General features: G+C 65.5%; 26 protein-coding genes and 2 tRNA genes. 20 read left to right on the forward strand and 8 right to left on the reverse strand.

The genetic code is table 11. The annotated features are described in order from the left end of the window. The 14 genes from dnaA to CGUA_RS00070 all read left to right on the forward strand — a co-directional run bounded on the left by dnaA (position 1) and on the right by CGUA_RS00070 (position 15,137). Positions 1–1,650, forward strand: a complete 1,650-nt coding sequence (dnaA, locus tag CGUA_RS00005) for a chromosomal replication initiator protein DnaA (protein WP_290196436.1) — start codon at positions 1–3, stop codon at positions 1,648–1,650. Positions 1,651–2,270: 620 nt separating this feature from the next. Next, a complete protein-coding gene (gene dnaN, locus CGUA_RS00010; protein WP_290196438.1) occupies positions 2,271–3,473 on the forward strand; it encodes a DNA polymerase III subunit beta in 1,203 nt (400 codons plus the stop codon). A 39-nt stretch (positions 3,474–3,512) separates the two neighbouring features. Further along, complete coding sequence (gene recF / locus CGUA_RS00015; protein WP_290196440.1) at positions 3,513–4,706, forward strand: DNA replication/repair protein RecF; 1,194 nt, start codon at positions 3,513–3,515, stop codon at positions 4,704–4,706. Beyond that, a complete protein-coding gene (locus tag CGUA_RS00020; protein WP_374725055.1) occupies positions 4,699–5,391 on the forward strand; it encodes a DciA family protein in 693 nt (230 codons plus the stop codon). The genes recF and CGUA_RS00020 overlap by 8 nt, the downstream gene beginning before the upstream one ends. 171 nt (positions 5,392–5,562) lie before the next feature. Then, positions 5,563–7,620, forward strand: a complete 2,058-nt coding sequence (gyrB, locus tag CGUA_RS00025; protein ID WP_290196442.1) for a DNA topoisomerase (ATP-hydrolyzing) subunit B — start codon at positions 5,563–5,565, stop codon at positions 7,618–7,620. A gap of 67 nt (positions 7,621–7,687) precedes the next feature. Further along, the gene (locus CGUA_RS00030) at positions 7,688–8,215 is read left to right on the forward strand and encodes a GNAT family N-acetyltransferase (RefSeq protein WP_290196444.1); all 528 of its coding nucleotides are present in this window, start codon (positions 7,688–7,690) and stop codon (positions 8,213–8,215) included. A gap of 36 nt (positions 8,216–8,251) precedes the next feature. Continuing rightward, the gene (locus tag CGUA_RS00035) at positions 8,252–9,433 is read left to right on the forward strand and encodes a hypothetical protein (protein WP_290196446.1); all 1,182 of its coding nucleotides are present in this window, start codon (positions 8,252–8,254) and stop codon (positions 9,431–9,433) included. An 87-nt stretch (positions 9,434–9,520) separates the two neighbouring features. Continuing rightward, on the forward strand, positions 9,521–10,294 hold the full coding sequence (locus CGUA_RS00040) for a glycosyltransferase family 2 protein (RefSeq protein ID WP_290196448.1): 774 nt from the start codon (positions 9,521–9,523) through the stop codon (positions 10,292–10,294). Continuing rightward, positions 10,291–11,250: a polyprenyl synthetase family protein gene (locus CGUA_RS00045; RefSeq protein WP_290196450.1), complete on the forward strand. Its 960-nt coding sequence runs from the start codon at positions 10,291–10,293 to the stop codon at positions 11,248–11,250. The genes CGUA_RS00040 and CGUA_RS00045 overlap by 4 nt, the downstream gene beginning before the upstream one ends. Next, complete coding sequence (locus CGUA_RS00050; RefSeq protein ID WP_290196452.1) at positions 11,237–12,124, forward strand: phytoene/squalene synthase family protein; 888 nt, start codon at positions 11,237–11,239, stop codon at positions 12,122–12,124. Before CGUA_RS00045 ends, CGUA_RS00050 begins: the two co-directional genes overlap by 14 nt. Continuing rightward, positions 12,121–13,692 carry a phytoene desaturase family protein gene (gene crtI / locus CGUA_RS00055; RefSeq protein ID WP_290196453.1) on the forward strand — a complete coding sequence of 524 codons (1,572 nt, stop codon included), beginning with the start codon at positions 12,121–12,123 and terminating at the stop codon, positions 13,690–13,692. Before CGUA_RS00050 ends, crtI begins: the two co-directional genes overlap by 4 nt. After that, positions 13,685–13,996 carry a lycopene cyclase domain-containing protein gene (locus CGUA_RS00060; protein ID WP_290196455.1) on the forward strand — a complete coding sequence of 104 codons (312 nt, stop codon included), beginning with the start codon at positions 13,685–13,687 and terminating at the stop codon, positions 13,994–13,996. Before crtI ends, CGUA_RS00060 begins: the two co-directional genes overlap by 8 nt. Then, positions 13,993–14,283, forward strand: a complete 291-nt coding sequence (locus CGUA_RS00065) for a lycopene cyclase domain-containing protein (RefSeq protein ID WP_290196457.1) — start codon at positions 13,993–13,995, stop codon at positions 14,281–14,283. Before CGUA_RS00060 ends, CGUA_RS00065 begins: the two co-directional genes overlap by 4 nt. After that, positions 14,280–15,137: a prenyltransferase gene (locus CGUA_RS00070; protein ID WP_290196459.1), complete on the forward strand. Its 858-nt coding sequence runs from the start codon at positions 14,280–14,282 to the stop codon at positions 15,135–15,137. Before CGUA_RS00065 ends, CGUA_RS00070 begins: the two co-directional genes overlap by 4 nt. A gap of 1 nt (position 15,138) precedes the next feature. Here CGUA_RS00070 and CGUA_RS00075 read toward each other — a convergent pair whose 3' ends face one another. From CGUA_RS00075 to CGUA_RS00095, 5 genes are all read right to left on the reverse strand, one after another. Continuing rightward, complete coding sequence (locus CGUA_RS00075; protein ID WP_290196462.1) at positions 15,139–15,579, reverse strand: DUF6918 family protein; 441 nt, start codon at positions 15,577–15,579, stop codon at positions 15,139–15,141. A 283-nt stretch (positions 15,580–15,862) separates the two neighbouring features. Next, positions 15,863–16,159, reverse strand: a complete 297-nt coding sequence (locus CGUA_RS00080; protein ID WP_290196463.1) for a hypothetical protein — start codon at positions 16,157–16,159, stop codon at positions 15,863–15,865. A 90-nt stretch (positions 16,160–16,249) separates the two neighbouring features. Further along, positions 16,250–16,516 carry a TetR family transcriptional regulator gene (locus tag CGUA_RS00085; protein WP_290196465.1) on the reverse strand — a complete coding sequence of 89 codons (267 nt, stop codon included), beginning with the start codon at positions 16,514–16,516 and terminating at the stop codon, positions 16,250–16,252. Continuing rightward, the gene (locus CGUA_RS00090) at positions 16,513–16,725 is read right to left on the reverse strand and encodes a CopG family transcriptional regulator (protein ID WP_290196467.1); all 213 of its coding nucleotides are present in this window, start codon (positions 16,723–16,725) and stop codon (positions 16,513–16,515) included. The genes CGUA_RS00085 and CGUA_RS00090 overlap by 4 nt, the downstream gene beginning before the upstream one ends. A 94-nt stretch (positions 16,726–16,819) precedes the next feature. After that, positions 16,820–17,065 carry an LPXTG cell wall anchor domain-containing protein gene (locus CGUA_RS00095; protein ID WP_290196469.1) on the reverse strand — a complete coding sequence of 82 codons (246 nt, stop codon included), beginning with the start codon at positions 17,063–17,065 and terminating at the stop codon, positions 16,820–16,822. Between the two features lie 109 nt (positions 17,066–17,174). Here CGUA_RS00095 and CGUA_RS00100 point away from each other — a divergent pair, with 109 nt between their 5' ends. The 5 genes from CGUA_RS00100 (at position 17,175) to CGUA_RS00120 (ending at position 21,906) form a co-directional block, all read left to right on the forward strand. Beyond that, complete coding sequence (locus tag CGUA_RS00100; RefSeq protein ID WP_290196472.1) at positions 17,175–17,651, forward strand: hypothetical protein; 477 nt, start codon at positions 17,175–17,177, stop codon at positions 17,649–17,651. 1,034 nt (positions 17,652–18,685) lie between these two features. Next, entirely contained in the window at positions 18,686–21,313 is a 2,628-nt protein-coding gene (gene gyrA / locus CGUA_RS00105; RefSeq protein ID WP_290196474.1) for a DNA gyrase subunit A, read from the forward strand. A 3-nt stretch (positions 21,314–21,316) separates the two neighbouring features. Further along, the gene (locus CGUA_RS00110) at positions 21,317–21,652 is read left to right on the forward strand and encodes a DUF3566 domain-containing protein (RefSeq protein ID WP_290196476.1); all 336 of its coding nucleotides are present in this window, start codon (positions 21,317–21,319) and stop codon (positions 21,650–21,652) included. Between the two features lie 95 nt (positions 21,653–21,747). Further along, positions 21,748–21,824: transfer RNA gene (locus tag CGUA_RS00115), tRNA-Ile, on the forward strand. Positions 21,825–21,833: 9 nt separating this feature from the next. Further along, positions 21,834–21,906: transfer RNA gene (locus CGUA_RS00120), tRNA-Ala, on the forward strand. Here CGUA_RS00120 and CGUA_RS00125 read toward each other — a convergent pair. The 3 genes from CGUA_RS00125 to CGUA_RS00135 all read right to left on the reverse strand — a co-directional run bounded on the left by CGUA_RS00125 (position 21,897) and on the right by CGUA_RS00135 (position 25,176). Next, on the reverse strand, positions 21,897–23,165 hold the full coding sequence (locus CGUA_RS00125) for an MFS transporter (protein WP_290196478.1): 1,269 nt from the start codon (positions 23,163–23,165) through the stop codon (positions 21,897–21,899). The genes CGUA_RS00120 and CGUA_RS00125 overlap by 10 nt on opposite strands. Positions 23,166–23,313: 148 nt before the next feature. Further along, positions 23,314–24,234, reverse strand: coding sequence for a VOC family protein (locus tag CGUA_RS00130; protein ID WP_290196480.1), 921 nt, complete (start codon positions 24,232–24,234; stop codon positions 23,314–23,316). A 120-nt stretch (positions 24,235–24,354) separates the two neighbouring features. After that, positions 24,355–25,176, reverse strand: coding sequence for a hypothetical protein (locus tag CGUA_RS00135; RefSeq protein ID WP_290196482.1), 822 nt, complete (start codon positions 25,174–25,176; stop codon positions 24,355–24,357). Positions 25,177–25,423: 247 nt separating this feature from the next. On the opposite strand from CGUA_RS00135, the gene CGUA_RS00140 reads away from it, so the two are divergent. Continuing rightward, positions 25,424–26,365, forward strand: a complete 942-nt coding sequence (locus CGUA_RS00140) for a methylenetetrahydrofolate reductase (protein ID WP_290196484.1) — start codon at positions 25,424–25,426, stop codon at positions 26,363–26,365. The last annotated feature ends 44 nt before the right edge of the window (positions 26,366–26,409 follow it).

Below are 26,409 nucleotides of genomic sequence, written 5' to 3' on the forward strand. Positions count from 1 at the left end.
ATGGCGCAGTCCACACCGGACCTGGAAAAGGCCTGGGGTGAGGTCGTCGCAGAACTGCTCGCAGAATCCAATCGCGCAACCTCCGCCGTGCCGACTTTCAATCATCAGCAACGCGCCTATCTTCAGCTCGTGCGCCCTGCGGTGATGATCGACACCTACACGGTCCTTTCCGCCCCCCACGAACACGCCAAAGAGGTCATCGAGAAGGAACTGGGCGAGTACATCACCGCCGCCATCTCCCGACGCACCGGGCATCCCTGCGTGCTCGCGGTGACGGTCGAGGCCCCCCAGCCGGAACCCGAGCCGACACCGACGCCGCCGACCGCTCAGCCGCCCGCACGGCAGTACACGCCTCCGACGCCACCCACCGCCCCGCCGCAGCGACCTCAGCAGACCTCTCTCATGGACGAGAGTTCGTGGTCGCTGTCGCACACCCCCGACGCCGCCGCCCGGCCGACGGCCGCCCCGAGGTCACCCGCCCACCCGATGGATCTCGACGAACTGGCGGCGCAGTACGCCAGCCAGCAGGCAGCCCAGCAGCCGGAATGGCCGGAGCAGGCCCCGGATCCGGAGCACCACCCGCAGCGCCTCCCCCGCGAAAAGCCGGCTCACGATCCGAACCGCGAGACCAGCCTCAATCCGCGCTACACGTTCGAGAATTTCGTCATCGGATCCTCGAACCGTTTCGCCAACGGCGCCGCCGTCGCCGTGGCCGAGAACCCGGCCCGCGCCTACAACCCCCTGTTCATCTGGGGCGGATCGGGCCTGGGCAAGACACACCTCCTGCACGCGACCGGCAATTACGCGAAGGTGCTGCAGCCGGGTCTGCGGGTCAAGTACGTCTCCTCCGAGGAATTCACCAACGATTACATCAACTCGGTGCGTGATGACCGGCAGGAGTCGTTCAAGCGGCGCTACCGAAACCTGGACATCCTCATGGTCGACGACATCCAGTTCCTGCAGGGTAAGGAGGGCACGCAGGAGGAGTTCTTCCACACCTTCAACGCCCTGCAGCAGGCGGACAAGCAGATCATCCTGTCCTCCGACCGCCCGCCGAAGCAGCTGACCACGCTGGAGGATCGCCTCCGCACCCGTTTCGAGGGCGGACTGATCACCGACGTCCAGCCGCCGGATCTCGAGACCCGCATCGCCATCCTGGAAAAGAAGGCCGCCGCCGACGGGACCCATGTCGACCGACCGGTGCTCGAACTCATTGCCTCGCGGTTCGAGTCCTCGATCCGTGAGCTGGAGGGCGCCCTCATCCGCGTGTCCGCATACTCATCCCTGACCAGGGAGCCGATCACGATGGAGATCGCCGAGGTCGCCCTGCGCGACATCCTCCCGGATGACACGGTCGAAATCACCGCGGCCTCGATTAAGGAGGTGGCCAGCGAGTACTTCGACATCTCCATGGACGCCCTCATCGGCACGACCAAGACCCGCTCCGTGGCGCACGCCCGGCAGCTGGCGATGTACCTGTGCCGGGAGCTGACCGATTTATCGCTGCCGAAGATCGGCCAGGAGTTCGGCGGCAAGGACCATACGACGGTGATGTACGCGGACCGGAAGATTCGCAAGGAGATCACGGAAAACCGTGACACCTACGATGAGATTCAGTCCCTGACCCAGCTGATCAAGAACCGTCGCTGACGGCGGGTCACCGACGGCGTTCCCGCCCTCCTGCAACGGAGGGCGGGGACGCCGTCCGGCTTTTCCCGGCCCGCCACACGAAACCCGGGGCGGCGCAGGACTGGGGAGCCCCGGGTTATCCACAGAGTGATCCCCAGCTGTGTAATTACAAACATGTAATTCAATGATGTCCATCACGTCCAAGACATCACCGGCCCGCGCAAAAAGCTGTGGATAACTGCATAATCGCTGTGTATAGGGGGTCCCCAGAAAGTGGAGGAATTGTGGATGGATCCGGCGCTCCCGTAGTTATCCACATTTCCCGGAAGTTATCCACAAGGATCCCACAATCCGGATCACAGACCGACTCGCCGAGTCGACCACGGGAAAGCGCCCTCCATCCACAGGTTCCACAGGACCTACTGTTATTACCAACTTTCTTTCAAAATCCTTTCAAGAGAAAGGGGGCGTGTGGACAAACCCGGCCTCGTCCGGCCCGGGAGCTCCGAATGACAAGAACTCGAAGACGACGGAGCGAGTCGAGTCGGCGAAACGCTTAAGGTAGGTTTTGTAACTATCAAGAAACGCGCGGGTTTCCCGCGCGCTGCAGTTATGCCCCAAGATCGAGGAGTTCACACCCCATGGACCAGCAAGCGTCGAACAACAACGTGTCGTTCCGCGTCGCCAAGGACGACTTCTCCGACGCCGTGGCCTGGGTTGCGCGAAACCTGCCGACCAAGGCGGTCCAGCCGGTCATGCGTGCGATGGTGATCACCGCCGATGAACAGGGCCTGGAACTGGCGGGTTTCGACTACGAAATCTCCACCAAGGTTCGGATTCCGGCCGAGATCGAGTTCGAGGGCACCATCGCCGTCGCGGGCAAGCTGATCTCCGAGATCGTCGGTTCCCTGCCCAACAAGCCGGTCGAGGTCAAGGTCACCGGCACCAAGGTTCTGCTCCAGTGCGGTTCCTCCCGTTTCGAGCTGCCGCTCATCCCCCTCGACGATTACCCGCAGTTCCCGCAGCTGCCGGAGGTCACCGGCACGATCAGCCCCTCGCTGTTCGTGGAGTCGATCACCCAGGTCGCGGCGGCCGCGGGCAAGGATGACACGCTGCCGATGCTCACCGGCATCCACATGGAAATCAACGGGGACAACGTGGTGCTGACCGCCACGGATCGCTTCCGTCTGGCGATGCGCACCCTGGAGTGGGATCCGGCGTCGGAGGGCATCCAGGCCAAGCTGCTCATCCCGGCGAAATCACTGGTCGACAACGCCCGCACCCTGGACACCCACCTCGAGGAGCCGGTGGAGATCAACGTCGGCACCGGCGACCAGGTGGGCGGCGAAGGCCTGTTCGGCCTGCATTCCGGTTCCCGGGAGACCACGACACGCATGCTCGACGCGGAATTCCCGAACGTGCAGCCACTGCTGCCGAAGACGCACACCTCAATGGCGTCCGTCGAGATCGCTCCGCTGCAGGAGGCCCTGCGCCGCGTCAGCCTAGTCACCGAGCGCAACGCACAGATCCGCCTCGAGTTCTCGCACGGCCAGGTCATTCTTTCCGCGGGCGGCACGGAGGATTCGGGCCACGCCGAGGAGACCCTGCCGGCGTCCTTCACGGGGCGGGACAATCTCATCATCGCCTTCAACCCGGGTTACCTGAAGGACGGTCTTGCGGTCGTCGGCACGGACCGCGCGGTCTTCGGATTCACCGAGCCCTCGCGTCCGGCCATTCTCATCCCGGAGCCGGAGAATCTGCCGGAGGCGGACGCCGAGGGCAACTTCCCGACGCCGGACACCGACTTCACCTACCTGCTCATGCCGGTGCGCCTGCCGGGTTAAACAGGATTCTTGTCAGCCATGTAGATCAGGAGGTGAGTCGTGTACATCCGTCAGCTGGATCTGCGTGACTTCCGCTCCTGGCCGGAGCTGAGCCTCGAACTGGAGCCCGGGGTCACGCTGTTCATCGGGCGTAACGGCTACGGGAAAACCAACGTCGTCGAGGCGATCGGGTATTCGGCCCACCTGTCCTCGCACCGCGTCAGCCACGACGCGCCGCTGGTGCGGGCGGACACCGCGAATGCCCGGGTCAGCGTCACCACCGTCAACGCGGGCCGGGAGCTGACGACCCATCTGCTGATCAAGCCGCACGCCGCCAACCAGGCCCAGATCAACCGTACGAAGCTGAAGTCTCCGCGTGAGATTCTCGGTGTGCTGCGCACCGTGCTGTTCGCTCCGGAGGATCTCGCGCTGGTCAAGGGCGAGCCCGCGCATCGCCGCCGCTACCTCGATGATCTCATCGCCACCCGCACGCCCCGGCTGGCCGGGGTGAAGGCGGATTACGACAAGGTGCTCAAACAGCGCAACGCCCTGCTCAAGAACGCGGCGGGCACCCTGCGCCGCGGGTACGAGGATTCCGACGGGGCCTCCGCGCTGTCGACGCTCGACGTGTGGGACGCTCAGCTCGCCGGCCTCGGCGCGCAGCTCACGGTCGCCCGGCTCACTCTCCTCGATGAGCTCGGCCCGCGGATCACCGAGGCTTATCACCGCATCGCCCCGGAGTCCCGCCGGGCGGCGGTGGCCTACACCTCGAGGCTTGACGACGCCGCGCGCTCCCTCGTCGGCGAGGAACCGATCCGCGATGTGGCGGTCTACGAGTCGCTGATGCTCGCTGAGCTGGGCCGGCTCCGTCCGCGCGAGGTGGAGGCGGCCCGTTCGCTGGTCGGCCCGCACCGTGACGATCTGACGCTGACGCTCGGTGATCAGCCGGCCAAGGGCTTTGCCTCGCACGGCGAGAGCTGGTCCTTCGCCCTGGCCCTGCGGCTGGGCGAGTTCTTCCTGTTGCAGGCGGAGGGCACGGATCCGGTGCTCATGCTCGACGACGTCTTCGCGGAGCTGGACGCCAAGCGGCGTCACCAGCTGGTGGAGATCGCCGCGGACGTGGAGCAGGTCATCGTCACCGCGGCAGTCGACGACGATCTTCCCGCCAATCTCGCCGAGCGTCTCACGCGACGTGTCGAGGTGGGCGTGGTGGAAACCGAGCAGGGCAGGGTCTCGAGGGTGAGCCATGAGTGAGACGCCGGAAAACGCCGACCCCCGGGACCCCGCGGAGCTGTCCGGTGATCTGGTGGACGCCATGTTCGCGAAAGTGCGGGCGACCGCCAAGCGACGCAACGGCCGGGTTCCTGACCTGCACAACAAGGGCAACGCGGTCGTGCCCCGCCGCTCCCGGCCGAAGCCGCGGCCGGCCACGCAGGACCCGGACTCAGGCACAGGCACAGGCACAGACGCCACCGTGATTCCGGGTGTGCGGCAGCTGCATGAGCTGGACAAACGGGATCAGCGCAGCGTCGGCAAGCGGGTGTACGGCGCCACGGGGCCCGACGGGCGGCGGGCACGGCGACCCTACGACGTGCCGCGTTTCGGCGCGATCGTGAGCCGGGAGATCGAGCAGCGTGGCTGGGCCGAGGACATGGCCCGCGGCTGGGTGATGAATCACTGGGAGGAGCTGGTCGGCGAGAAAATCGCGCAGCACACCAAGGTGGAGATGATCAAGGACCAGAAAGTGTTCATCACCTGTGATTCGACCGCGTGGGCGACGAATCTCAAATACATGCAAATGACGATTCTGCAGTCGATCGCGGAGCGGATCGGGCCCAACCAGATTGTGGGGCTGAGAATCTTCGGGCCGAAGCCGCCGAGCTGGAAGAAGGGCAAACTCCATGTCAAGGGCCGGGGTCCCAGGGACACGTACGGCTAACGCTCGGCTGACGGAAAGCGGAAAACCGCGACCTGGGAAAATGCCGTATACGGTCGAAAAAGGGGCCTGTGGCGCGCCGAAGCGTCGAATGGGTAGGTGAACCCTTCCGGTGTAGACTGGGGCGGTCTAATTCGTTTATTTGCACAAGATCCCGAGGGAGTGCTGTCCACAGTGGCAAACCAACCCCAATACGATGCCTCATCGATCACCATCCTTGAGGGCCTGGAGGCGGTGCGAAAGCGCCCCGGCATGTACATCGGCTCCACCGGACCGCGCGGTCTGCACCACCTGGTGTGGGAGGTCGTCGACAACTCCGTCGACGAGGCCATGGCCGGCTACGCCGACAAGGTGGAGGTCACCCTCCATGACGACGGTTCCGTCGAGGTCGTCGACAACGGCCGCGGCATCCCGGTGTCCATGCACGCCTCCGGCGCGCCGACCATTCAGGTCGTCATGACCCAGCTGCACGCCGGCGGCAAGTTCGACTCGGATTCTTACGCGGTCTCCGGCGGTCTCCACGGCGTCGGCATTTCCGTGGTGAACGCGCTGTCGACGAAGGTCGAGGCGCACGTCAAGCGTGACGGCAAGCACTGGTACCAGAACTTCGCGGCCTCGATCCCGGATGAGCTGATCGAAGGCGACAACGCCCGTGGCTCCGGTACCGCGATCCGGTTCTGGCCGGACGCCGAGATTTTCGAGACGACCGAATTCAACTGGGACACCATCACCAAGCGTCTGCAGGAGATGGCGTTCCTGAACAAGGGCCTGACCATCAAGGTCAAGGACCAGCGTGTCGTTTCCGAGCAGGAGCTGCAGCTGGAGGCGCTGGCGGAGAGCGGCGACGAGGCCGCGGCCGTCGGCGGTGACTCCTTCGACGATGACGCCATCGAGGCGCCGTCCGAGGAGCAGGCCCCGGCGAAGAAGGTCACCAAGCGCAACCGCGAGGTCACCTTCCACTACCCGGACGGTCTCGTCGACTACGTCAAGCACCTCAACAAGGGCAAGTCCGAGGTTCACCCGTCGATCATCGGGCTCGAGGCTAAGGGCGAGGGTCTGGAGGTGGAGATCGCGATGCAGTGGAACACCTCGTTCAAGGAGTCCGTCCACACTTTCGCCAACACCATCAACACCCACGAGGGCGGCACCCACGAGGAGGGCTTCCGTTCCGCGTTGACCGGGCTGATGAACCGCTACGCCAAGGACAACAAGCTCCTGAAGGAAAAGGATCCCAAGCTCACCGGTGAGGACTGCCGCGAGGGCCTGGCCGCGGTCATTTCGGTGCGTGTCCAGGAGCCGCAGTTCGAGGGCCAGACGAAGACCAAGCTCGGCAACACCGAGGTCAGGGGCTTCGTGCAGAAGGCCGTCTACGAGCACCTCACCTTCTGGTTCGACGCCAACCCGGCGGAGGCCAAGGCTGTGGTCAACAAGGCGGTCGCCTCCTCCCAGGCGCGGGTCGCCGCGCGTAAGGCCCGGGATCTGGTGCGTCGCAAGTCCGCCACCGACATGGGCGGTCTGCCCGGCAAGCTCGCCGACTGCCGCACCAAGGATCCCAAGATGGCCGAGCTCTTCGTGGTGGAGGGCGACTCCGCCGGTGGCTCCGCCAAGCAGGGGCGCGACTCGATGTACCAGGCGATTCTCCCGATTCGAGGCAAGATCCTCAACGTGGAGAAGGCCCGCATGGACAAGGTGCTCAAGAACGCCGAGGTCCAGGCGATCATCACCGCGCTGGGCACCGGCATCCATGAGGAATTCGACATCTCGAAGCTGCGGTACCACAAGTTCGTCCTGATGGCCGACGCCGACGTCGACGGTCAGCACATCGCGACGCTGCTGCTGACGCTGGTGTTCCGTTTCATGCCGCAGCTCATCGAGGAGGGTCACGTCTACCTGGCCAACCCGCCGCTCTACAAGCTCAAGTGGGCCAAGGGCGAGCCCGGTTACGCCTACTCCGATCAGGAGCGCGATCAGCTGCTCCAGGACGGCCTCAACGCCGGCCGCAAGATCAACACCGACGACGGCATCCAGCGCTACAAGGGTCTGGGCGAGATGAACCCGAACGAGCTGTGGGAGACCACCCTCGATCCGGAGACCCGCATCCTGCGCCAGGTCCAGCTCCACGACGCCCAGCGCGCCGATGAGCTCTTCACCATCCTCATGGGTGACGACGTCGCGTCGCGGCGCTCCTTCATCACCCGTAAGGCCAAGGACGTCCGCTTCCTGGACGTGTAGCCCCCGCGCCGCCCGCCGACAATGCTTGGTCGACCAAGCATTGTCGGCGGGCGTAACGTTGTCATTCATGACCGCGCCCCGTCTCATCGTCCCGGACGCCTCCCTCCACGCGTCCTGGGTGGAGTCCTTCGCCGAATGGCCGGATCCGCAGGATCACCACGGCGACGGGCTGCTGCTGGCCGGGGATCTTGACCTGCGCGTCCGGGCGGATTTCTCTGAGTGGGTCCGCCGCCTCATTGAGGATGAGGTCAGGCCGCGTCCGGGGCTCGTCACCGCCACCAACCGCTGGCTTGTCGACGCCTCCGGCTACCTCGGCTCCGGCCAGCTGCGCCACCACCTCGGTACCGATTACCTGCGTGACCGGGGCGGGCACATCGGCTACAGCGTGCGCCCCTCGGCCCGGGGCAACGGCTACGCCCACGTCATTCTCCAGGGCATGCTCCACGAGGGGAGGATCCGCGGCCTGGGTCGGGTGATGGTGTCCTGCCTGGCGGATAACGCCGCCTCGGCGGCCACGATCCGCCGGGCCGGGGGAGTGCTCTGTGATGAGGACGACCAGCCGGGTCTGCTGCGCTTCTGGATCTCGCTGAACTAGCGTCCCGACGCCCGGACTCATACTAAAGTAGGAGGCATGAGTCTGGAGAGAACTCCCGTCGCGTCCGCTGCCATCGCGGGTCTCCTCGCCCTCGGGTTGCCGGTCGCAGCCGGTGCCCAGCAGGCCATCGAGGGCGGTGACAGCCTCCGGGGCGCGGTAGAGCTCGACGCTGGCTCGATGCACGATCCCGAGGTTTACACGGTGCGCCTGCACAATGAGGACCCGATCTTCTTCGACGTCGACATTCCCGAGGGACAGCGGGTCCACGTCGGTTTCCTCATCGATCCGGCAGGTGCGCCGGAGGAGGCCAACGTCATCAGCGACCTCCTGGACACCCAGGGCAACATTTCGTCTTATGTCGAACTCGACGCGGTCAATGACGACACCTCCCAGGGGCTTCGCACCGGGTACCTGCGCAGCGAAATCATGGATCCCGCCAACCGTTCCTGGGGGCGCGACACCGTGCTGCGCGTGCGCGGGACCGGGAGCGATTACCCGGTGCAGATGTCCGTCAGCCTCATTCCCGACCCGGTCGACGGGGGAGGGCTCGCCGAGGTCGACCGCCCGCCACTGCGCTACGCCGAGGACCTGCGTCCGGTGGGGGAGACCGAACCTGTCGTGGCTGCCCCGGGCGCCAGCCTCAGCTCTGCCGGGGACGTGGGCGAAGGAACCACCGTGCAAACCGCCGACCCCGGCAGCACCCGGTATTTCCGGGTGCCGGTCGGCTGGCTGCAGGCGCTCGACGCGAGCGTCCGGATCACCACGCCGGGTGACGGAGTGCTCTCCTGGAAGATGTTCAACTCCGCGCATGAGCCGATGACGCTGGTGGGTGACTGGGAATTCTCCGCTGATCGCACGGATCCGGCGACTTTCGGTCAGCGTGCCCCGCTGCATCACAAGAATGCGGCTGCGAAGAACAAGACCCGCAACACCGGTTTTCTCGGGGACCATGTTTTTCTGGCAGTGACCAACACCTCCTCCGGGGAGGTCGGCTACGTGCTCTCCCTGACGCGGCGCGGGGAGGCCGTGGAGCCGGGCCCCGTCTTTGACGCGCAGGCCGCCGCGGAGCAGGCCCGGTCGGTGGAGGCGGTCGACTACCGCCAGAACCGTGCGCCCGGGTACGAGCAGGGCTGGTGGGCCAACCCGTTGTGGTGGGCGGTGGGGGCGATTCTTGTCGCCGTGATTGTATCTTCGGGGGTAATAATTCGCCGAAGCTGACTTCCGGGCCCCCGGGCCGTGCGATCTGTGCGATAATTTCAGACGTGCGTCTAACGACTAAGGCTATCAATGTCGCGTGAGAATTCCGTGAAATCAATCAGCATCGTTATTCCATGCTTCAACGACGCTGTTTTACTCGAGCGCGCATTGGCCTCCCTGACGCGGCAGAGCGTTCCCGCAGACGAGGTGCTCGTGGTCGACAACAACTCCACGGACAATTCCGTGGAGGTGGCCCGTTCTTTTCCGGGGGTTCAGGTGATCACGGAACCCCGGCAGGGCATCACCCACGCGACCCGGGCGGGCTTCGACGCCGCCACCGGTGAGCTCATCTTCCGCACCGACGCCGACGTGGTCGCCCCGCCGGATTTCCTCGCCCGGCTTCTCGACGCCTGGGACGCCGCCGAGCGGTCCGAAACGGCCGGGGGACGCCGGGTGGTGGCCGTGACCGGGTCCGCCGAGTTCGAGATCGACGGCCTTCCCGGCCGCCTCGCCACGGCCGCCTACCTCGGGGCGTACCGGGCCAGCGTCGGCTCGGCGCTGGGGCATCACCCCTTCTACGGCACCAATCTCAGCCTCCGCTCCGAGTGGTGGCGCGACGTCCGCACGAGGGTCGACTTCGACGACACGCGGGTGCACGACGACATGCACCTGTCTTTCCAGGTCAGTCCAGCTGAGACGGTGTGGTATCAGCGGGATCTGGTGGTTCGCATGGATCCCCGCGCGTTGCGGGGAACCCGCCAGATTCTGCGGCGATTCAGCCGCGGCATGCACACGATGGCCGTCAATTTCCGCACTCAACCGCCGCCTCGCCGTCTGACAGAACGGGGCGTCATCCACCTTCCGAAGAGAGGCCCCCGGTGAAGCAGCTCGACTATCTCGACGACAGGGTCGCTGAATCGATGGCCTACCTGTCCCATTACTTCGACCACGCCATGGAGCGGGCCACCTCGCCGTACCTGGCCACGGCCATCTCCGCCCTCCGCGACGTCGCCCTGGGCGGCAAGCATCTGCGGGCGCGTCTGGTCCACATCGCGGCCGGTGAGGCGACCGGCCCGGAAAACCAGGCGGCGGTCATCTTCGGGGCCGCCGTCGACATGCTCCACGCGTCTTTTCTCATTCACGACGACATCATCGACGAGGATCCGCTGCGCCGCGGTATCCCGGCGGTCCACCATGCGGTCACGGAGAAGACGGGCAGCGCCAGGGTGGGTAACGCTATGGGGATCCTCACCGGCGACCTGGGTCTGATGGTGACCTACCAGCTTCTCTCGGCCTCGCCGCTCGACGACTCCCTCGTACGGCGGGCAACCGGAATGGTGGCGGGCTACGCGGCGCAGACGGTGTCCGGGGAGCTTCTCGACGTCTCCCACCTGGTCAACGAGAACATCGACATCGACAGCGTGAGACTTTCCAACCATCTGAAGACCAGCCTCTACTCCTTCACTGCGCCACTGCATCTGGGATCCGTAGCGGCCCGCCGGGACAATCCGGACACGCTGTCGGCGATGTCGGCGGTCGCCGATCCGCTGGGCCGGGCTTACCAGGCAGCCGACGACATCGCGGGGGCCGTGGCACCGGTCGAGGTCACCGGAAAAATCCAGGGCGGTGACCTGGTCGCCGGCCGAAAGACTCTGCTGACGATGCGGCTGTGCGACCTGTCGCTGGAGGAAGCGGTTGAGCAGGTCACCGCCGAGGGAGACGCCTGGCTGGCTCAGGCACGCGGCGCGGTCGCTTCGCCGCACCTTCCCGAGGTCACCCGGGCGGGACTCCATGACACGATCGACCGAGTCGAGAGGATGCTCCATGCCCACCGTTGATGACCCCTCCTTTCTCAGCCGTTACGACCGCATGGCCGACCGGGCGGCCGCCGGCGTCATCTCCACGTACTCGACCAGCTTCGGCTTGTCGACGAATCTGCTGGCGCCGGGCATGCGGCGCGATATCCGCAACCTCTACGCGATGGTGCGCATCGCCGACGAGATCGTGGACGGCACCGCCGCCGTGGCGGGCGTTGCGGGCGTCGGCACGCTTCTCGACGCCTACGAGGCTCAGGTCCGGGCAGCGCCCCTGACCCGTTTCCACACCGACCCCGTCCTGCACGCCTACGCGAATTCCGCTCGCCGGTGCCACTTCAGGGACGAGCACGTCGAGGCCTTCTTCCGCTCCATGCGGCGCGATCTCGAGCAGTCGACCTATGACGCGGACGCCCTCGAGGACTACATCTACGGCTCCGCCGAGGTCATCGGCCTGCTCTGCCTGTCGGTGTTTCTGTCGGGCCGCGAGGTGGGCGAGACCGCCTACGGGGAGCTGGAGGACGGGGCACGCAGTCTGGGCGCCGCCTTCCAGAAAATCAACTTCCTGCGCGATTTCGCCGAGGACACCGGCACCCTCGGCCGCGCCTACTTCCCGGGCACCGAGGAGGAACTCGACGACCGCACCAAGGACGCCATCATCGCGGACGTCCGGCAGGACCTGGAATCCGCCGCCCGTGTGATCCCTGCGCTGCCCCTCTCCGCGCGCACCGGCGTGCTCGCCGCCGCCAGCCTCTTCGCTGAACTCACGAAACGGCTCGACGCGATCTCCGCCGTCGAGCTGACCCGGCGCCGGGTCAGCGTGCCCGCCCCCCGCAAGACCATCCTCATCGCTCGCGCCGTCGCCACGGCACCGCGCCTGAAAGGCTCCCGATCATGAATAACCCATCCACCGCAATCGTCATCGGCGCCGGCGTCGCCGGGCTGGCCACCGCCGGCCTGCTGGCCCGCCGCGGAATGGAGGTGACGGTCGTGGAGCGCCGGGAGGCCGTGGGAGGCCGCGCCGGTGAGCTGGCCGTCGACGGCTTCCGCTTCGAGACCGGCCCTTCCTGGTACCTCATGCCCGAGGCCTTCGACCACTTCTACGAGCTCATGGGCACCAGCACCGAGGCGGAGCTGGATCTGCAGCTGCTCGACCCCGGTTACCGCGTTTTCCCGGAGGGGCGGGAACCGGTCGACGTTCCTTACGGCGTGGATGCGGCCGCGGAACTGTTCGAGTCCATCGAACCCGGCGCCGGTGCCGCGCTGCGTGAGTACCTGGCCAGCGCCGACGAGGTCTACGGGCTGGCGCTCGACTACTTCCTGTACACGACGTTCTCCTCGCTGTCCTCGTTCACCAACAGGGACGTGCTCACCCGGGCCCGTGAGTTCCTGCGTCTGTTGGTCGAACCGTTAGGACCGTATGTCGGCAGGCGTTTCGACGACACCCGGCTGCGCCAGATCCTCGAGTATCCGGCGGTGTTCCTCTCCTCGCGCCCCTCGAAGGCGCCGAGCATGTACCACCTGATGAGCCACACGGATCTGACCCTCGGGGTGCGCTACCCGCAGGGCGGCTTCACCTCGATCATCGATTCCCTGGCCCGTCTGGCCCGTGAGCACGGCGTCGAGATCATGCTCGACACCGAGGTCACCGCCATCATGACCGGCGGGAAGAAAGCCGCCGCGACCGGCGTGCGGGTCCTGCGCGAGGGCCGGGTTTCCGAGCTGCCCGCGGACATCGTCGTGGCCGCCGGCGATCTCCACCACACCGAGACCTCCCTGCTTCCCGAGAAGCTGCGCACCTATGACGAGAAGTACTTCGCCAAGCGCGACCCGGGGCTGGGCACCGTCCTGGCCCTGCTTGGCGTCGAGGGTGAGCTTCCGGAACTGCTCCACCACAACCTGATGTTCTCGGAGGAGTGGGAGGACGACTTCAACGTCGTCTACGACGGGCCGCAGGCCACCCGTCCGCTCGGCTCCTCGCGCTCGATCTACGTGTGCAAGCCCTCCGCCACCGACGACTCCGTGGCGCCGGCCGGACACGAGAACCTCTTCGTCCTCATCCCGGTGCCGGCCGATGAAGCGCTCGGGCACGGTGACGCCTACCAGGCGTCGGCAAGCCCGCAGGTCAAGGCCATCGTCGACGCCGCCGTCGAGCAGATCGGCGAGTGGGCGGGGGTCGGGGACCTGGCCGACCGCGTCGTCGTGAAGCGGACGCTGGGACCGGCGGATTTCGCCGACCGCTACCACGCCTGGTCCGGCGGCTCGATCGGCCCGGCCCACACCCTCGCCCAGTCGGCTTTCTTCCGCGGGAAGAACGCCTCCGCCAAGGTCGACGGGCTCTACTACGCCGGCGGCACCACCGCTCCCGGCGTCGGCGTGCCGATGTGTCTGATCTCGGCCGAGAACGTCCTCAAGCGTCTGGACGGGGACGCCAGCCCGGGACCCCTGAGGAGTGTTCGTGGGTAGCCTCTACCTGATTGTGCTGCTTGGCACCATCGGCTGCATGGTGCTCTGCGATTGGCGCTGGAATCTGGCGTTCTTCGCGGACTGGCGGCGTGCGACGGTGCTCAGCGTGGTGCTGGTCGTGGCCTTCATGCTGTGGGACGTGCTGGGGATCATCACCGGCACCTTCTACCGCGGGGAGGCCACCTACATGACCGGAATTCTGCTGGGTCCGGAGATGCCCCTCGAGGAGCCGATCTTCCTGTTCTTCCTCTGCTACCTCCTGATCAACCTGACCGCCGGCGCACGCAGGGTGGTTGAGCGATGACCTATCTCCTCATCAGTCTGCCGTTTCTGCTCGTGTCGGTGATTGTCTGGCTGGCCCGGTTCCGGAAGTATCCCCGCCAGGGCGCCGTGACGCTGATCGTGCTCGGCGTCGTGGGTGTGCTGACCATAATCTTCGACAATCTCATGATTCTCTTCGGCAACTTCGCCTACGGGGACGACCAGAACCTCGGCATCTTCATCGGGGTAATGCCAATCGAGGACCTGACTTACCCGCTGTTCGCTTCTTTGATCATCACGTCATTCTGGCCCGGAAAGGATCGAACATGAATCTAGTCAAGGTCGTTCTCGCCTCTTCCCGCCCCATCAGCTGGGTGAACACGGCGTTTCCTTTCGCTGCCGCGTATCTCCTCGCGGGCGGAGGATTCGGCTGGCTTCTGGTCGTCGGCACCATCTTCTTCCTCATCCCCTACAACATCGCGATCTACGGGATCAACGACGTCTTCGACTACGAGTCGGACATCCGTAACCCTCGGAAGGGCGGCGTCGAGGGATCGGTGCTGCACCCGAAGTGGCACAAGCCTGTCCTGTGGGCCTCGGCGGTGACGACGATTCCCTTCCTGGCGGTGCTTCTCTGGGCGGGCACCGCCGAGTCTTCGCTATGGCTCCTACTTGCGATGTTCACGGTCGTCGCTTATTCGCTGAAGGGCCTGCGGTTCAAGGAAAAGCCGGTACTCGACTCCCTCACCTCGTCGGCGCATTTCACGCTCCCGGCGGTCGTGGGCGCCACCATCACCGGGGGACAGGTGGACTGGCGTTTCTGGCTGGCTATTGCGGCGTTCTTCCTCTGGGGCCTGGCGTCCCACGCGCTCGGGGCGGTCCAGGACATCGGCCCCGACCGGGAGGGTGGGTTGACGTCCGTCGCCACTGAGCTCGGCGCCCGCGCGACTACCCGAGCCTGCGTCATCATCTACCTGATCGCGGCTGCGCTGCTATTCCTTCTGCCGTCGCCGGCGTGGATTATCGCGGTGGCCGGAATCGGGTATGCGCTCAACGCGGCCCGTTTCTGGAACGTCACTGACGCCACCGCCAGCGCCACCCGCAGGGCGTGGGGTGTGTTCCTCTGGCTGAACTACTTGGTCGGCGCGATCGTCACCGTCGTGCTCATCTGGGCCATCAGCTGAGTCAGGACATGTGCCGCTGCAGGATACGTGCAAGCTCCGGCACATGAGGGGACATGATCTTGCCTGCGCGACCCCGCAGTGACTGATAGACCTTCTGCAGCGCCGGGACGTTGATCGTCTCGGCGTGCTTGTCCGCGACGCGGAGGATGGCGTCGCTGACTTCGCCGGCCTTCGGATTCAGGTACTGCCCGAAGTCCTCCTGCCCGGATGCGAGGAACTGTTCCCAGTAGGGCTGCATCTCCCCGAGCATCTCCGGAAGCATGCGGTTGATTCCCGAAGGGACGATGCTCGCCTTGACCTTCTTGGCGGCGCCGACACCCCCCTTGAGAGCCATCCCGGTGATGCCTGACTGTTCCGACACCGTGTGCTCGACGAAGGCGGCGAGATCGGCGACGACGGCGGAGCGGCTTTCGCCGACGAGGAGCTGGGAGAGATCAGTCATGGGAAGAGGCCTTTCGACGCTGGTGGTTACGCGTCGACTCTACCGTCGAACCCGGATTCGGGGAGAGGACAACTGTCCTGGACGCCACACCACCGAGTGGTGCGGCGTCCAGGACAGTCCGACGGGTGTTGCGGTTCTTCCGCCATAGCTACGGCTGCATTTCGTCCCAGCGGTCACTACAACCACAACGTTCTCAAACGTAACAGAAGCGAATGTCGCTGGCCAACCGATTGTCGACATCGGCCATCCGCCGGGCGGGTGCGAGGCGGAGGGGACGTGCAAACTAGGCGGAGAGGCTCTCCAGGTTGAAGCTCACCCCGGAAGAGCCGACCAGCTGGGAGGAGCCGATTCCGGTCGCGATCTCCTCAACGAGGTCGGACAGTGGCTGAACATTGTCAATGACCAGCTTGGTCACTGCCGCGATGACTCCAACACCGATGGTCGAGTCGAGTGCGGAGGAGCCGGTGGAAACGCTGTGCAGGGGCGCCGGCTGGTGGATGTACTGGGCGTTAGCGACAGCCGGGGCGGCCAGGGAGGCGGTGGCGACGGCCGCAACCGCGGCGACGGTGAGCTTCTTCATGGTGGGGGTCCTCTCAGGTGGCGGGAACGTGATGCCGTCGACCCTATCGAACTCCCCCGCCACTCTGGTCACTCTGGTTGCGCTCACGACTCAGGCGGTCGCCCAGCGGCGATAGACTCCTGCGGCGATCTCGGAAAAAGCGATATTGCGATCCGTCAGTGGTTCGAGCTTCACGATCGCCTCCCGGAGAGCGGATGAGGCTGAACCGACGCTGTCGTAGACGGGAACGCCCGACACCCGGGCACCCGGCACTGCCGCGCAGGCGACCAGCGCGCCGAAAGAGCGCACCCGCACCCTGGCGATGGGAGTGAACTCATCCGCAATGGCGAGAAGTTGTTCCGGAGACAGGTTTTTCATGATCTCGACCGACGGATACGTGCTTCGACTGCGGCGAAACCGGCGACTTCGTCGCGGGCCAGGGCGGCGATTTCGGCGTCGTCAAGCATGCGGGCGGCCGCCGTGACGATGGCGCGTACCACCGCCTCGTGTTTCGACGAGCCCTGCGCGGCCGCGAGCATGCTCAGCGCGCGGTCCTGCTCCTCTGTGAGCCGGAGTGTCATAGCCATGGGCGTCACGATACCAACCTGCCACCGTGTTTCCGCCGGAAACGGGTGAGCCCCGGCACCGCAGGGTGCCGGGGCGGGCCTCAGATGATCCGTCCTACTGCTCGCGTCGACGCACGAGCATCAGGCCACCGAGGAGTGCCAGGACAAGGCCCAGAACAGCTGCGAGAGCGACCATGGAATCGACGCCAGTGTTGGCCAGCGAACGAACCTCGGTCTTCGGCTGCTTGGCAGGGGTCTGCTTGGCAGGGGTCTGCTTGGCAGGGGCAGTCTTTGCCGGTGCCTGCTGGACCGGTGCCTGCTGGACCGGGACCTGCTTGATCGGGATAGCCTGGGTCGGCAACTCTGTCACTGTTGCCTGCGGGGACGGCTGATCGGCCGGTGCAGAAGGCGTCGGCTGCACGGGCACCGAAGTCTGGGGCGGGGTCTGCTCAGGCTGGCTCGGAACGGCAGTGTCGCCGATGGAGGACCCCGAGGAGCCCGAAGACCCGGAGCTCAGGAACGGAAGCAGGGCGATGATCGGGATAAGCCAGATCGGCCAGCTGGCGGAAGAGCCGTTCCCGGAGCCTGTGCTGGAACCCGGGCTGGTGCTGGTCGTGCTCGGGCTGGTGCTGGTCGTGCTCGGGCTGGTGCTGGTCGTGCTCGGGCTGGTGCTGGTCGTGCTCGGGCTGGTGCTGGTCGTGCTCGGGCTGGTGCTGGTCGTGCTCGGGCTGGTGCTGGTCGTGCTCGGGCTGGTGCTGGTCGTGCTCGGGCTGGTGCTGGTCGTGCTCGGGCTGGTGCTGGTCGTGCTCGGGCTGGTGCTGGTCGTGCTCGGGCTGGTGCTGGTCGTGCTCGGGCTGGTGCTGGTCGTGCTCGGGCTGGTGCTGGTCGTGCTCGGGCTGGTGCTGGTCGTGCTCGGGCTGGTGCTGGTCGTGCTCGGCGGGGTGTAAGGATCATCCTCGGTCATGCAATGGCCCGTGGCCGTGCGATAAGACTGGCCCCCGACGAGAATCGTGCCGCGCAGGATCTGTGCACCGTTGAAGTTCAGTTTGCCGTCATTGTCGCTGTCGTGGGTGAAGCAGTTCTGGTCCCCATCGACGTCAGTGGGCAGGGCATAACCGGAGGGGACCCAGACCGTCTGATTAGCGCCAGGGGTCTCGACAGACTGCTGAATGGGAATGGTGGCAAAACGCCCCCAGGTGCCGTCGTCCGCTTGCTCCCAGTCGCCGTAGGTGACGTCGATGGATTGGCCGTGCGCCAGCGGTTCTATCTGTAGATCCTGGAACGGGTCCGTGATCAGGGCGTCAGTCCCGAAGGTGAAGGTGTCTTCGAGTGCGGGGGCAGCATCGGTGACTGCCTCAGCGGGTGGGGTGCCAATTTCGACCGGCTCCTTCGTGGGCACGGGGTCGCTGACCTCCACTAAAGATTCTTGCCCGGACTCCACGGCTTCCGAGCCCGTGTTTGTCTCGTCGGCGTCCATCTCACTGAGGTTCTGGTAGTTGTCTGGCGGATCTCCGTTCTGGTCACCTTGGGCGAATACCTGGGGAGCCATTATGGCGGAAGTAGTGAGAGCAGTGGCAGCGATGACCGCAGGAAGGCGTTTCTTCCTTAACATGACTAACACCTTTCTTATCGAATGTTAGTGGTTTCTTACGCATTTACTGGCGGTCGGTCGCAGTGTTCTGGCGTTTAGCGGGCGATTGAAGGGGCCAGCTGTACGTAACCTGATGTCTTACGTGTTTAATTCTATATAACTGCGCACGTTTACTATTATAAATTTCGGAAACTCTGTTCTTTATCACACGAAAAGATGGTATTAAATCTTATTTTTGCTCCAGGAAGTTGCTGGCGCGGGAAAGTGGGTTGGTATCAAAGTGATACCGAGCGGGAATGGGAAAAGCCCTCAGATGGCCCGTAAACACAGAAAATCAGGATGAGCCACTAGGATTGGGGGAGTTTCAGCATTCAATAGCGAAGGACCACAATGAGTGACGACCAGCTGCCGGGCTCCGGCATCGGGCCCGACGGACACGGCGGCGACGGGTTCGACCGCATCCTCCCCATAGACATCAATCAGGAGATGCAGACCAGCTACATCGATTACGCCATGAGCGTGATCGTCGGCCGTGCACTTCCTGAGGTGCGCGACGGCATGAAGCCGGTGCACCGCCGCATCATTTACGCGATGTATGACTCCGGTTACCGTCCGGAGCGTTCTTACGTGAAGTCGGCGCGACCGGTGTCAGACACAATGGGTCAGTTCCACCCGCACGGCGATTCCGCCATTTACGACACGCTTGTCCGTCTGGCACAGCCGTGGGTCATGCGCTACCCGCTGATCGACGGCCAGGGCAACTTCGGCTCCCGTGGCAATGACGGCCCGGCCGCCATGCGTTACACGGAGTGCCGTCTCACGCCGATCGCCATGGAGATGGTCCGCGACATCCGTGAGAACGCCGTCGAGTTCTCCCCGAACTACGACGGCAAGACGCAGGAGCCGGACGTGCTTCCTTCCCGCGTCCCGAACCTGCTGATGAACGGCTCCTCCGGCATTGCCGTCGGTATGGCGACGAACATTCCGCCGCACAACCTCACCGAGCTCGCCGACGCCATCTTCTGGATTCTGGAGAACCCGGAGTCCGGTGAGGAGGAGCGTCTCGAGGCCTGCATGAAGTTCGTGAAGGGCCCGGACTTCCCGACCAAGGCCCAGATCGTCGGTACCTCCGGCATCCGCGACACCTACACGACGGGTCGCGGCTCGATCCGCATGCGTGGTGTGGCGGAGATGGAGGAGGAGAAGAACCGCAACCTCATCGTCATCACCGAGCTGCCCTACAACGTCAACCCGGACAACCTGGTCGCCAACATCGCGGACCAGGTCACCAACGGCAAGCTGGCCGGCATCTCCAAGATCGACGACGAGTCCTCCGACCGCATCGGCATGCGCATCGTCATCACGCTCAAGCGTGACGCCGTTCCGCGCGTGGTGCTCAACAACCTGTACAAGCACTCCCAGCTCGAGTCGAACTTCTCGGCCAACATGCTCTCCATCGTCGGCGGCGTCCCGCGCACCCTGCGCCTGGACCAGATGCTGACCTTCTACGTCCGTCACCAGATCGACGTCATCGTCCGCCGCACCCAGTTCCGCCTGGACGAGGCGGAGAAGCGCGCCCACATCCTGCGCGGCCTGGTCAAGGCTCTCGACATGCTCGACGAGGTCATCGCGCTCATCCGCCGTTCCCCGACGGTCGACGAGGCGCGTACCGGCCTGATGGAGCTTCTAGACGTCGATGAGATCCAGGCCGACGCCATCCTTGCGATGCAGCTGCGTCGCCTGGCCGCTCTCGAGCGCCAGAAGATCATTGACGAACTCGCCGAACTCGAGCTCACCATCGCCGACCTCAAGGACATCCTGGGCTCCAAGGAGCGCCAGCGTGAGATCGTCCGCGACGAGCTCAAGGGCATCGTCGACAAGTACGGTGACGAGCGTCTGACCCGGATCGTCCCGGACATGGGCGAGGTCGACGCCGAGGATCTCATCGCCAAGGAGAACGTCGTCGTCACGATCACCTCAACCGGCTACGCCAAGCGCACCAAGGTCGACGCCTACAAGTCGCAGAAGCGCGGCGGCAAGGGTGTCCGTGGCGCGGAACTGAAGGCAGACGACGTGGTCAAGGAGTTCTTCATCTGCTCCACCCACGACTGGATTCTTTTCTTCACCAACTTCGGCCGCGTCTACCGGCTCAAGGCCTACGAGCTGCCCGAGGCGAGCCGCACCGCCCGGGGCCAGCACATGGCCAACCTGCTGGAGCTGCAGCCGGAGGAGCGAGTCCAGCAGGTCATGCAGATTCAGTCCTACGAGGACGCCCCGTACCTGGTGCTGGCGACAAAGCAGGGCCGGGTCAAGAAGTCCCGCCTCACGGACTATGAGTCGGCACGTCGCGCCGGTCTCATCGCCATCAACCTCAACGAGAGTGACCAGCTCATCGGGGCGGTCCTGGTTCAGGAGGGCGAGGACGTCCTGCTGGTCTCCGAGCAGGGCCAGTCCATCCGTTTCGCCGCCGACGACGAACAGCTGCGCCCGATGGGCCGTGCCACCGCCGGCGTCAAGGGCATGCGCTTCAAGGGTGATGACCAGCTCCTGGCGATGACCGTCGCCCAGGACGGCCAGTTCCTTCTGGTCGCTACCTCCCTCGGTTACGGCAAGCGCACCCCGATCGAGGAGTACAACACCCAGGGTCGCGGGGGCATGGGTGTGATGACCTACAAGTACACCCCGAAGCGCGGCAAGATCGTCTCCGCCGTCACCGTGGACGAGGACGACGAGATCCTGTGCCTGACCTCCGCTGGTGGCGTCGTCCGCACCGAGGTCAGCCAGATCCGTCCGTCCTCCCGGGCCACGATGGGCGTCCGCCTGGTCAACCTGGATGAGGGCGTCGAGCTGCTCGCGGTCGACGTCAACGTCGAGGAGGAAGGCGCCGATGAGGCGGAGGCCGTCGCCAAGGGCGAGAAGTCCGCTGAGGAGGCGGGCGTCGGCAAGTCGGGCGTAAAGTCGGACGCACAGTCCGGGCCTGAGACTGGCGCCGAGACCGAATCCGAGCCGGAGGAGTAAGCCATGGCCGCACGAACCGTCACCGTGACGAGAGTGTCCCCATTGTCCGCTTTCAAGGTCGGTGGCTCGCTGGCCCTCGTCGGGCTGGCTGCCTGGCTCATCATGGTCGCGCTGCTGTACGCGGCCATGGGCCAGGCCGGCATCTGGGAGTCGGCGAACTCGCTGATCGGAGGTGTGGGCGGTGAGCGCGGCGTCACCTTCGGTCTGGTCATGTCCGTCGCTGTCCTCATGGGCTCGATCTTCGCCATCCTCCTGGCCATCCTGGCTCCGTTGGCGGCTCTCGTCTACAACGCGGTCCACAAACTGATGGGTGGGCTCGAGGTCGAGCTCCGGGATTAGGCGTGGAAACGTCACCCGGTCCGGCCACAAAAAGTGGCGTGACCGGGTGATTTGTTTAAAGCAAGGCGTTCTGGCTAAAGTTATCGATGTTCCAAGGGCCTATAGCTCAGGCGGTTAGAGCGCTTCGCTGATAACGAAGAGGTCGCAGGTTCGAGTCCTGCTAGGCCCACCAAGGAACGATGGGGCATTAGCTCAATTGGTAGAGCATCTGCTTTGCAAGCAGAAGGTCAGGAGTTCGATTCTCCTATGCTCCACAGTTCGGAACCCGGTCCAAATGGACCGGGTTCCCGTGGTTTCCGGGGTCAACCGCGCGTCGAGAAGCCCAGTCGTTTTCCGAGAACAGCTGGATGAGTCCGACGCCGAGGACGCTGGCGGCGGCGCACAGCCACCAGGAGGAGCCCCAGCCACCGGCCTGGGTGGCGAGCCATGCCAGGATGGCCGGGCCGAAGAATGCGCCGGTGTTCTGCATCTGCTGGAGCACGCCGATGACGGCGGGCGGGGAGCCGCCCGGCGGGGCGATCTCCACGGCGATCCGGTAGATCGCCGTGGGGATGAACGCGCCGGTGAAGGAGAAGAGGCAGACGAGGAGGAACTGAGAAGCGAACGTGCCCGGCAGCTGCGGCCAGTCCAGGGCGTAGAAGGCGAAAGCCGAGAATCCCATGACCGTGAACGCGATGACCACCAGCGGACGCACGCTGAATCCCCGGTGCAGAAGGACGCCGCCATACACCGCGCCGATCGCGTTGACACCGCCGGCGACCGCGGAAAGCACGCCCCCGAGGACGGGATCGATGCCGTAGCCCTCGTAGATGGTCGGCAGGAAGCCGATCACCGCCGACCACTGGATGCTGTAGGAGACGAACACCAGCCCGGCGATCCACGGTTTCCAGCTGGTGGCGGTGAGCCACGCGCGTCGGAAAGCCGCGCCGACGTTGACCTCCGACAGTGGGTCTCGGGGGACGTAGCGGAAGAGCAGGGGAATCCCGAGTGCGGTGAGGGCGGCCATGAAGAGGTACCAGCTCTGCCAGTCGACTGCCTGGAGCAGGAGGGAGCTGGTGAGCAGGGCGAGGAAGGTGGCCGTGCCCATGAAGGCCGTCCAGAAGCCGAGGGCGATGGTCAGTGTCCGGCGGGGCGTGTCGCGGCGGATGAGGGGCGGTGCCATCACGGTGACCAGGATGAATCCGAGCCCCTCGAGGATGCGCGCGGCCATCAGCGCAGCGGCGGTGGGGGAGAAGGCGCTGATAACGGAGCCGACCCCCAGCAGGCCCAGCCCGGTGGACATGGCGCGGCGCAGCCCGATGCGTTCGCCGATGAGGGAGACCGGCAGGCTGCCCACCATGCCGGCGACCTGCACCAGCCCGAGCAGGAGCCCGGCCTGGACGAGATCGATGGAGAGGTCGGCACGCACCTCACCCAGCGCGGTGGGAAGTTTCCATACGTGCATCGCCGCGATGACGCCGCAGGCGACGACCACGATCCAGGAGGCGTTGCCCACCCGTCTGTCAGTAGTCATGTGGCGTGACTCTAGCCAGGCACGGGGGTCCCCGTGACGGGATTGCCCGTCCGGGGGCAGCGGCGGCGGTGCTGCAGAGTGCCTCGGCGCCCGGACAACCCGAGCTCGCGGATCCGGGGATGTAGAATCCGGCACCGCCGTAACCGAATTACAGGGAGGCCTTCTCCGAGGTCGCGGCCTTGACGCGGATGAGGGAGTTCCAGGGGTCGTTGAACTCGAGGGTGCGGCCGTCGTCGCGGGAGGTCACGCCGTGGTCCTTGAGTCGGGCGGCGAGGGCGGCGCGGTCGTCTTCGGTGGGGACGTCGATGTCGACGCGGCCCAGGCCGTAGGAGGCGGCGCGCGGGCCGGCGCCCTGGGACTGGAAGACGTTGAGTCCGAGGTGGTGGTGGTAGCCGCCGGCGGAGACGAAGACGGCGGTGTCGATCTCACCGGTGACCTCGAAGCCGAGGACGCCGGCGTAGAAGTCGCGGGCCGTGCCGACGTCGCCGACCTGCAGGTGGACGTGCCCGAGGGTGGAATCCGCGGTCGTCGTCCGCAGCGGGTTGAGGTTGTCCTGGAGGTAGGCGTTGGGGTCGAAACCCAGGGTGGCGAGGGCGTAGAGCCCGTGCTCGTCGCGTTCCCAGTTCTCCCGCGGGCGGTCACGGTAGAGTTCCACGCCATTGCCTTCGGGGTCGTTGAAGTAGAAGGCCTCGGAAAAGATGTGGTCGCCGACGCCGGTGAAAGAGTGCGGGTAGCGCTGGGCGACGTTGAGGACGGCCGCGGAGAGGTCGGCGGGGGAGTCGTAGAGGATGGCGGTGTGGAAGAGCCCGGCGCCCCGGGGGTTGAAGGGCGGGAGGTTCTCCACCTGGCGGAGTAGGACGGACGGCTGGCTGTTGGTGCCCAGGATGGCGGCGTCGCCGACCTGCTGGAGCACCTCGAGGAGCATGCCCTCGTGGTAGAAGGTGATCATCGCGTCGAGGTCGCGGACGAGGAGTTCGACGGCGCCCATGGTGGTGCCGGCTGCGAGCAGGTCCTCGGCGGGTCGCTTGATCAGGGAGCTGGGGTGGGGGTTCTGTCGGAAATGGGACATGGATTCTCCTCGACTAGTTTGAATTTTAAAGTAATCTGACCATGTCAACCCTCGTCGACAAGCGCTTATTCCACGCAAAGACGCGCACGGAAAACATTCCGTGCGCGTCTGCGGTCTGAACTACTGGTTGTCGCGGGTCTGGTTGTGTGCCTCGCGGTTGACCCGCAGCTGCTCGTCGAGGGAGTCCAGCAGTTCCTCGTCGCGCTCGGCGGCCTCCTCCGGGGACTGTTCGATGTCCTCGGGAGCGTCCGGATCGCGGAGGATCGGCCCGCCGGCGGCCGGCTCACCGGTGGTGGTGCTGTAGACCAGCGTCGACTCCTGCTCGCCGGACTCCTCCTCGACGCGCGGCGGGGTGCTGAGGACCTCGGCCTCGGCCTTCTTGCGGCGGTCGAGGATCGTGTAGACCACGGCCGCGAGTCCGGCGATCAGGGCGGCGAGGGCCGCGCCGACACCGACGGTGCGCAGTCGCTGCCGACGCTTGGCCTGCTTGCCGGTCATGCGGTCGGTGACCTTCTGGGCGGCTTCCTCGGCGCGCTTCTGCACGCGCTTGGAGGTCTTGCTGGCCTTCTTCTGGAAGGGGCGCAGCTGCTTGCCGTATTTCTTGGCCCGCTTCCGGGCCTCGCGAGAGGCCATGGTGGTCAGGTCGTCGGCGCGGTTGGCCAGGGCGCCGATGGTGCCTTCGGCGTCCTGGCGCATGTTGGCCAGTCGCAGGTGGGCGCCCTGGGTGACGGGCCCGGCCTCGAGCAGTCCGCGGCGGACGGCGTCCTTGGCCTGGCCGTCGGCGAGCGTGTTGATGCGGTTGCGCAGGTTCTGGATCTGGAGGGCGGACGCGCGCAGCTCGTCGTAGTCGGAGCGGGCGAGCTCATTGCCGCGCTCCTTGAGCTGGCTGCGCAGGGAGGTGAGTGCGCCGAGCCCCTGGGCGATGAGAGCGTTGCTGTTCATGGAGTGGACTCCTTCACGTTGGTCAGGTGATCTCAAGCGTACCGAGCCGTCCGAATCGGCGCTGTCAGTTGAGTTCTGCATTTAATTTTTATTCAAAGAAGATTTCCGCATTCATACTGCTAGGGAGGCCTATAAATGAGACCATCATTGATTAACACTTTCAAGAATTGAGGCGGGGACATAGATTCCAGTCTCAACGAAATGCAGAGCCCTGCTGACCGTCCATCACCGCAAAGGAACACCGACCATGAGCGCAGCCGCGCAGGTCGCCCCGCGGCAGTCCGCTTCAGCACCTGTGGACTCCACGGAGCAGGCTCTCACCACTCCCTCCTGGGATCGCCTCGCCCTCTCTTTCGAGGTCATCCCTCCCCGCAACGACGCTGACGCAGCACAGCTCGACGATGTTCTCGCAGCTCTTGCCGCCTATCGCCCGGATTACATCGCCGTCACGTCCTCCCACCGCTCCGGCTGGCTGGAGGGGACCACCGCCCTCATCCGCCGCATCGTCGAGAACACCCGCATGATGCCGCTGGCACATCTGGCCGCCACCTCCGGCACCAGGGAGGAGGTCGAGGCCGGCATCCAGGAGCTCATCGACGCTGGCGTCCGTGGCCTGCTCGCCCTGCGTGGTGACCTGCCGGCGGGTGAAACCCGGCTCCCGGACACCCACCTGCAGCACGCCACCGATCTCCAGAAGCTGATCTCGGAGGTCGAGTCCCGGCAGGCCTACCGCTTCGCCGCGGGCCGTCTCTCCGTCGGCGTGGCCTGCTACCCGGCCGGCCACGCGGAGTCCGCCAACTTCGACGAGGACATCGACGTCCTCCTGGCCAAGCAGCGTCTCGGCGCCGACTTCGCCATCACTCAGCTCTTCTTTGACCCGGCCGATTACGCCCGGTTCGTGAGCTTGGCCCGCCTCGCGGGTGTGACCATCCCGCTGATTCCGGGCATCATGCCGATGACCTCCCTCAAGCGCGTCGAGCGCATGGGGCAGCTGTCCGGCCTCGAGGTCCCCGGCCATCTCCGTCAGGCGATGGTCGACGCCGGCCCCGAGGGCGAATACGACGTCGGTATGGGGATGACCGTGCAGCTCGCCAAGCAAGTCCTGGCGGCCGGGGCCGGCGGGCTGCATATCTACACCCACAACAACATCGGCGTCACCGTCGACCTGCTCGACCGCATCACCAACTGACACCCACGCTTGCACCGGGAGCCCCCGCGAATAGCCCACTATTC

Source organism: Corynebacterium guangdongense (assembly GCF_030408915.1).
GTDB classification, from domain to species: domain Bacteria; phylum Actinomycetota; class Actinomycetes; order Mycobacteriales; family Mycobacteriaceae; genus Corynebacterium; species Corynebacterium guangdongense.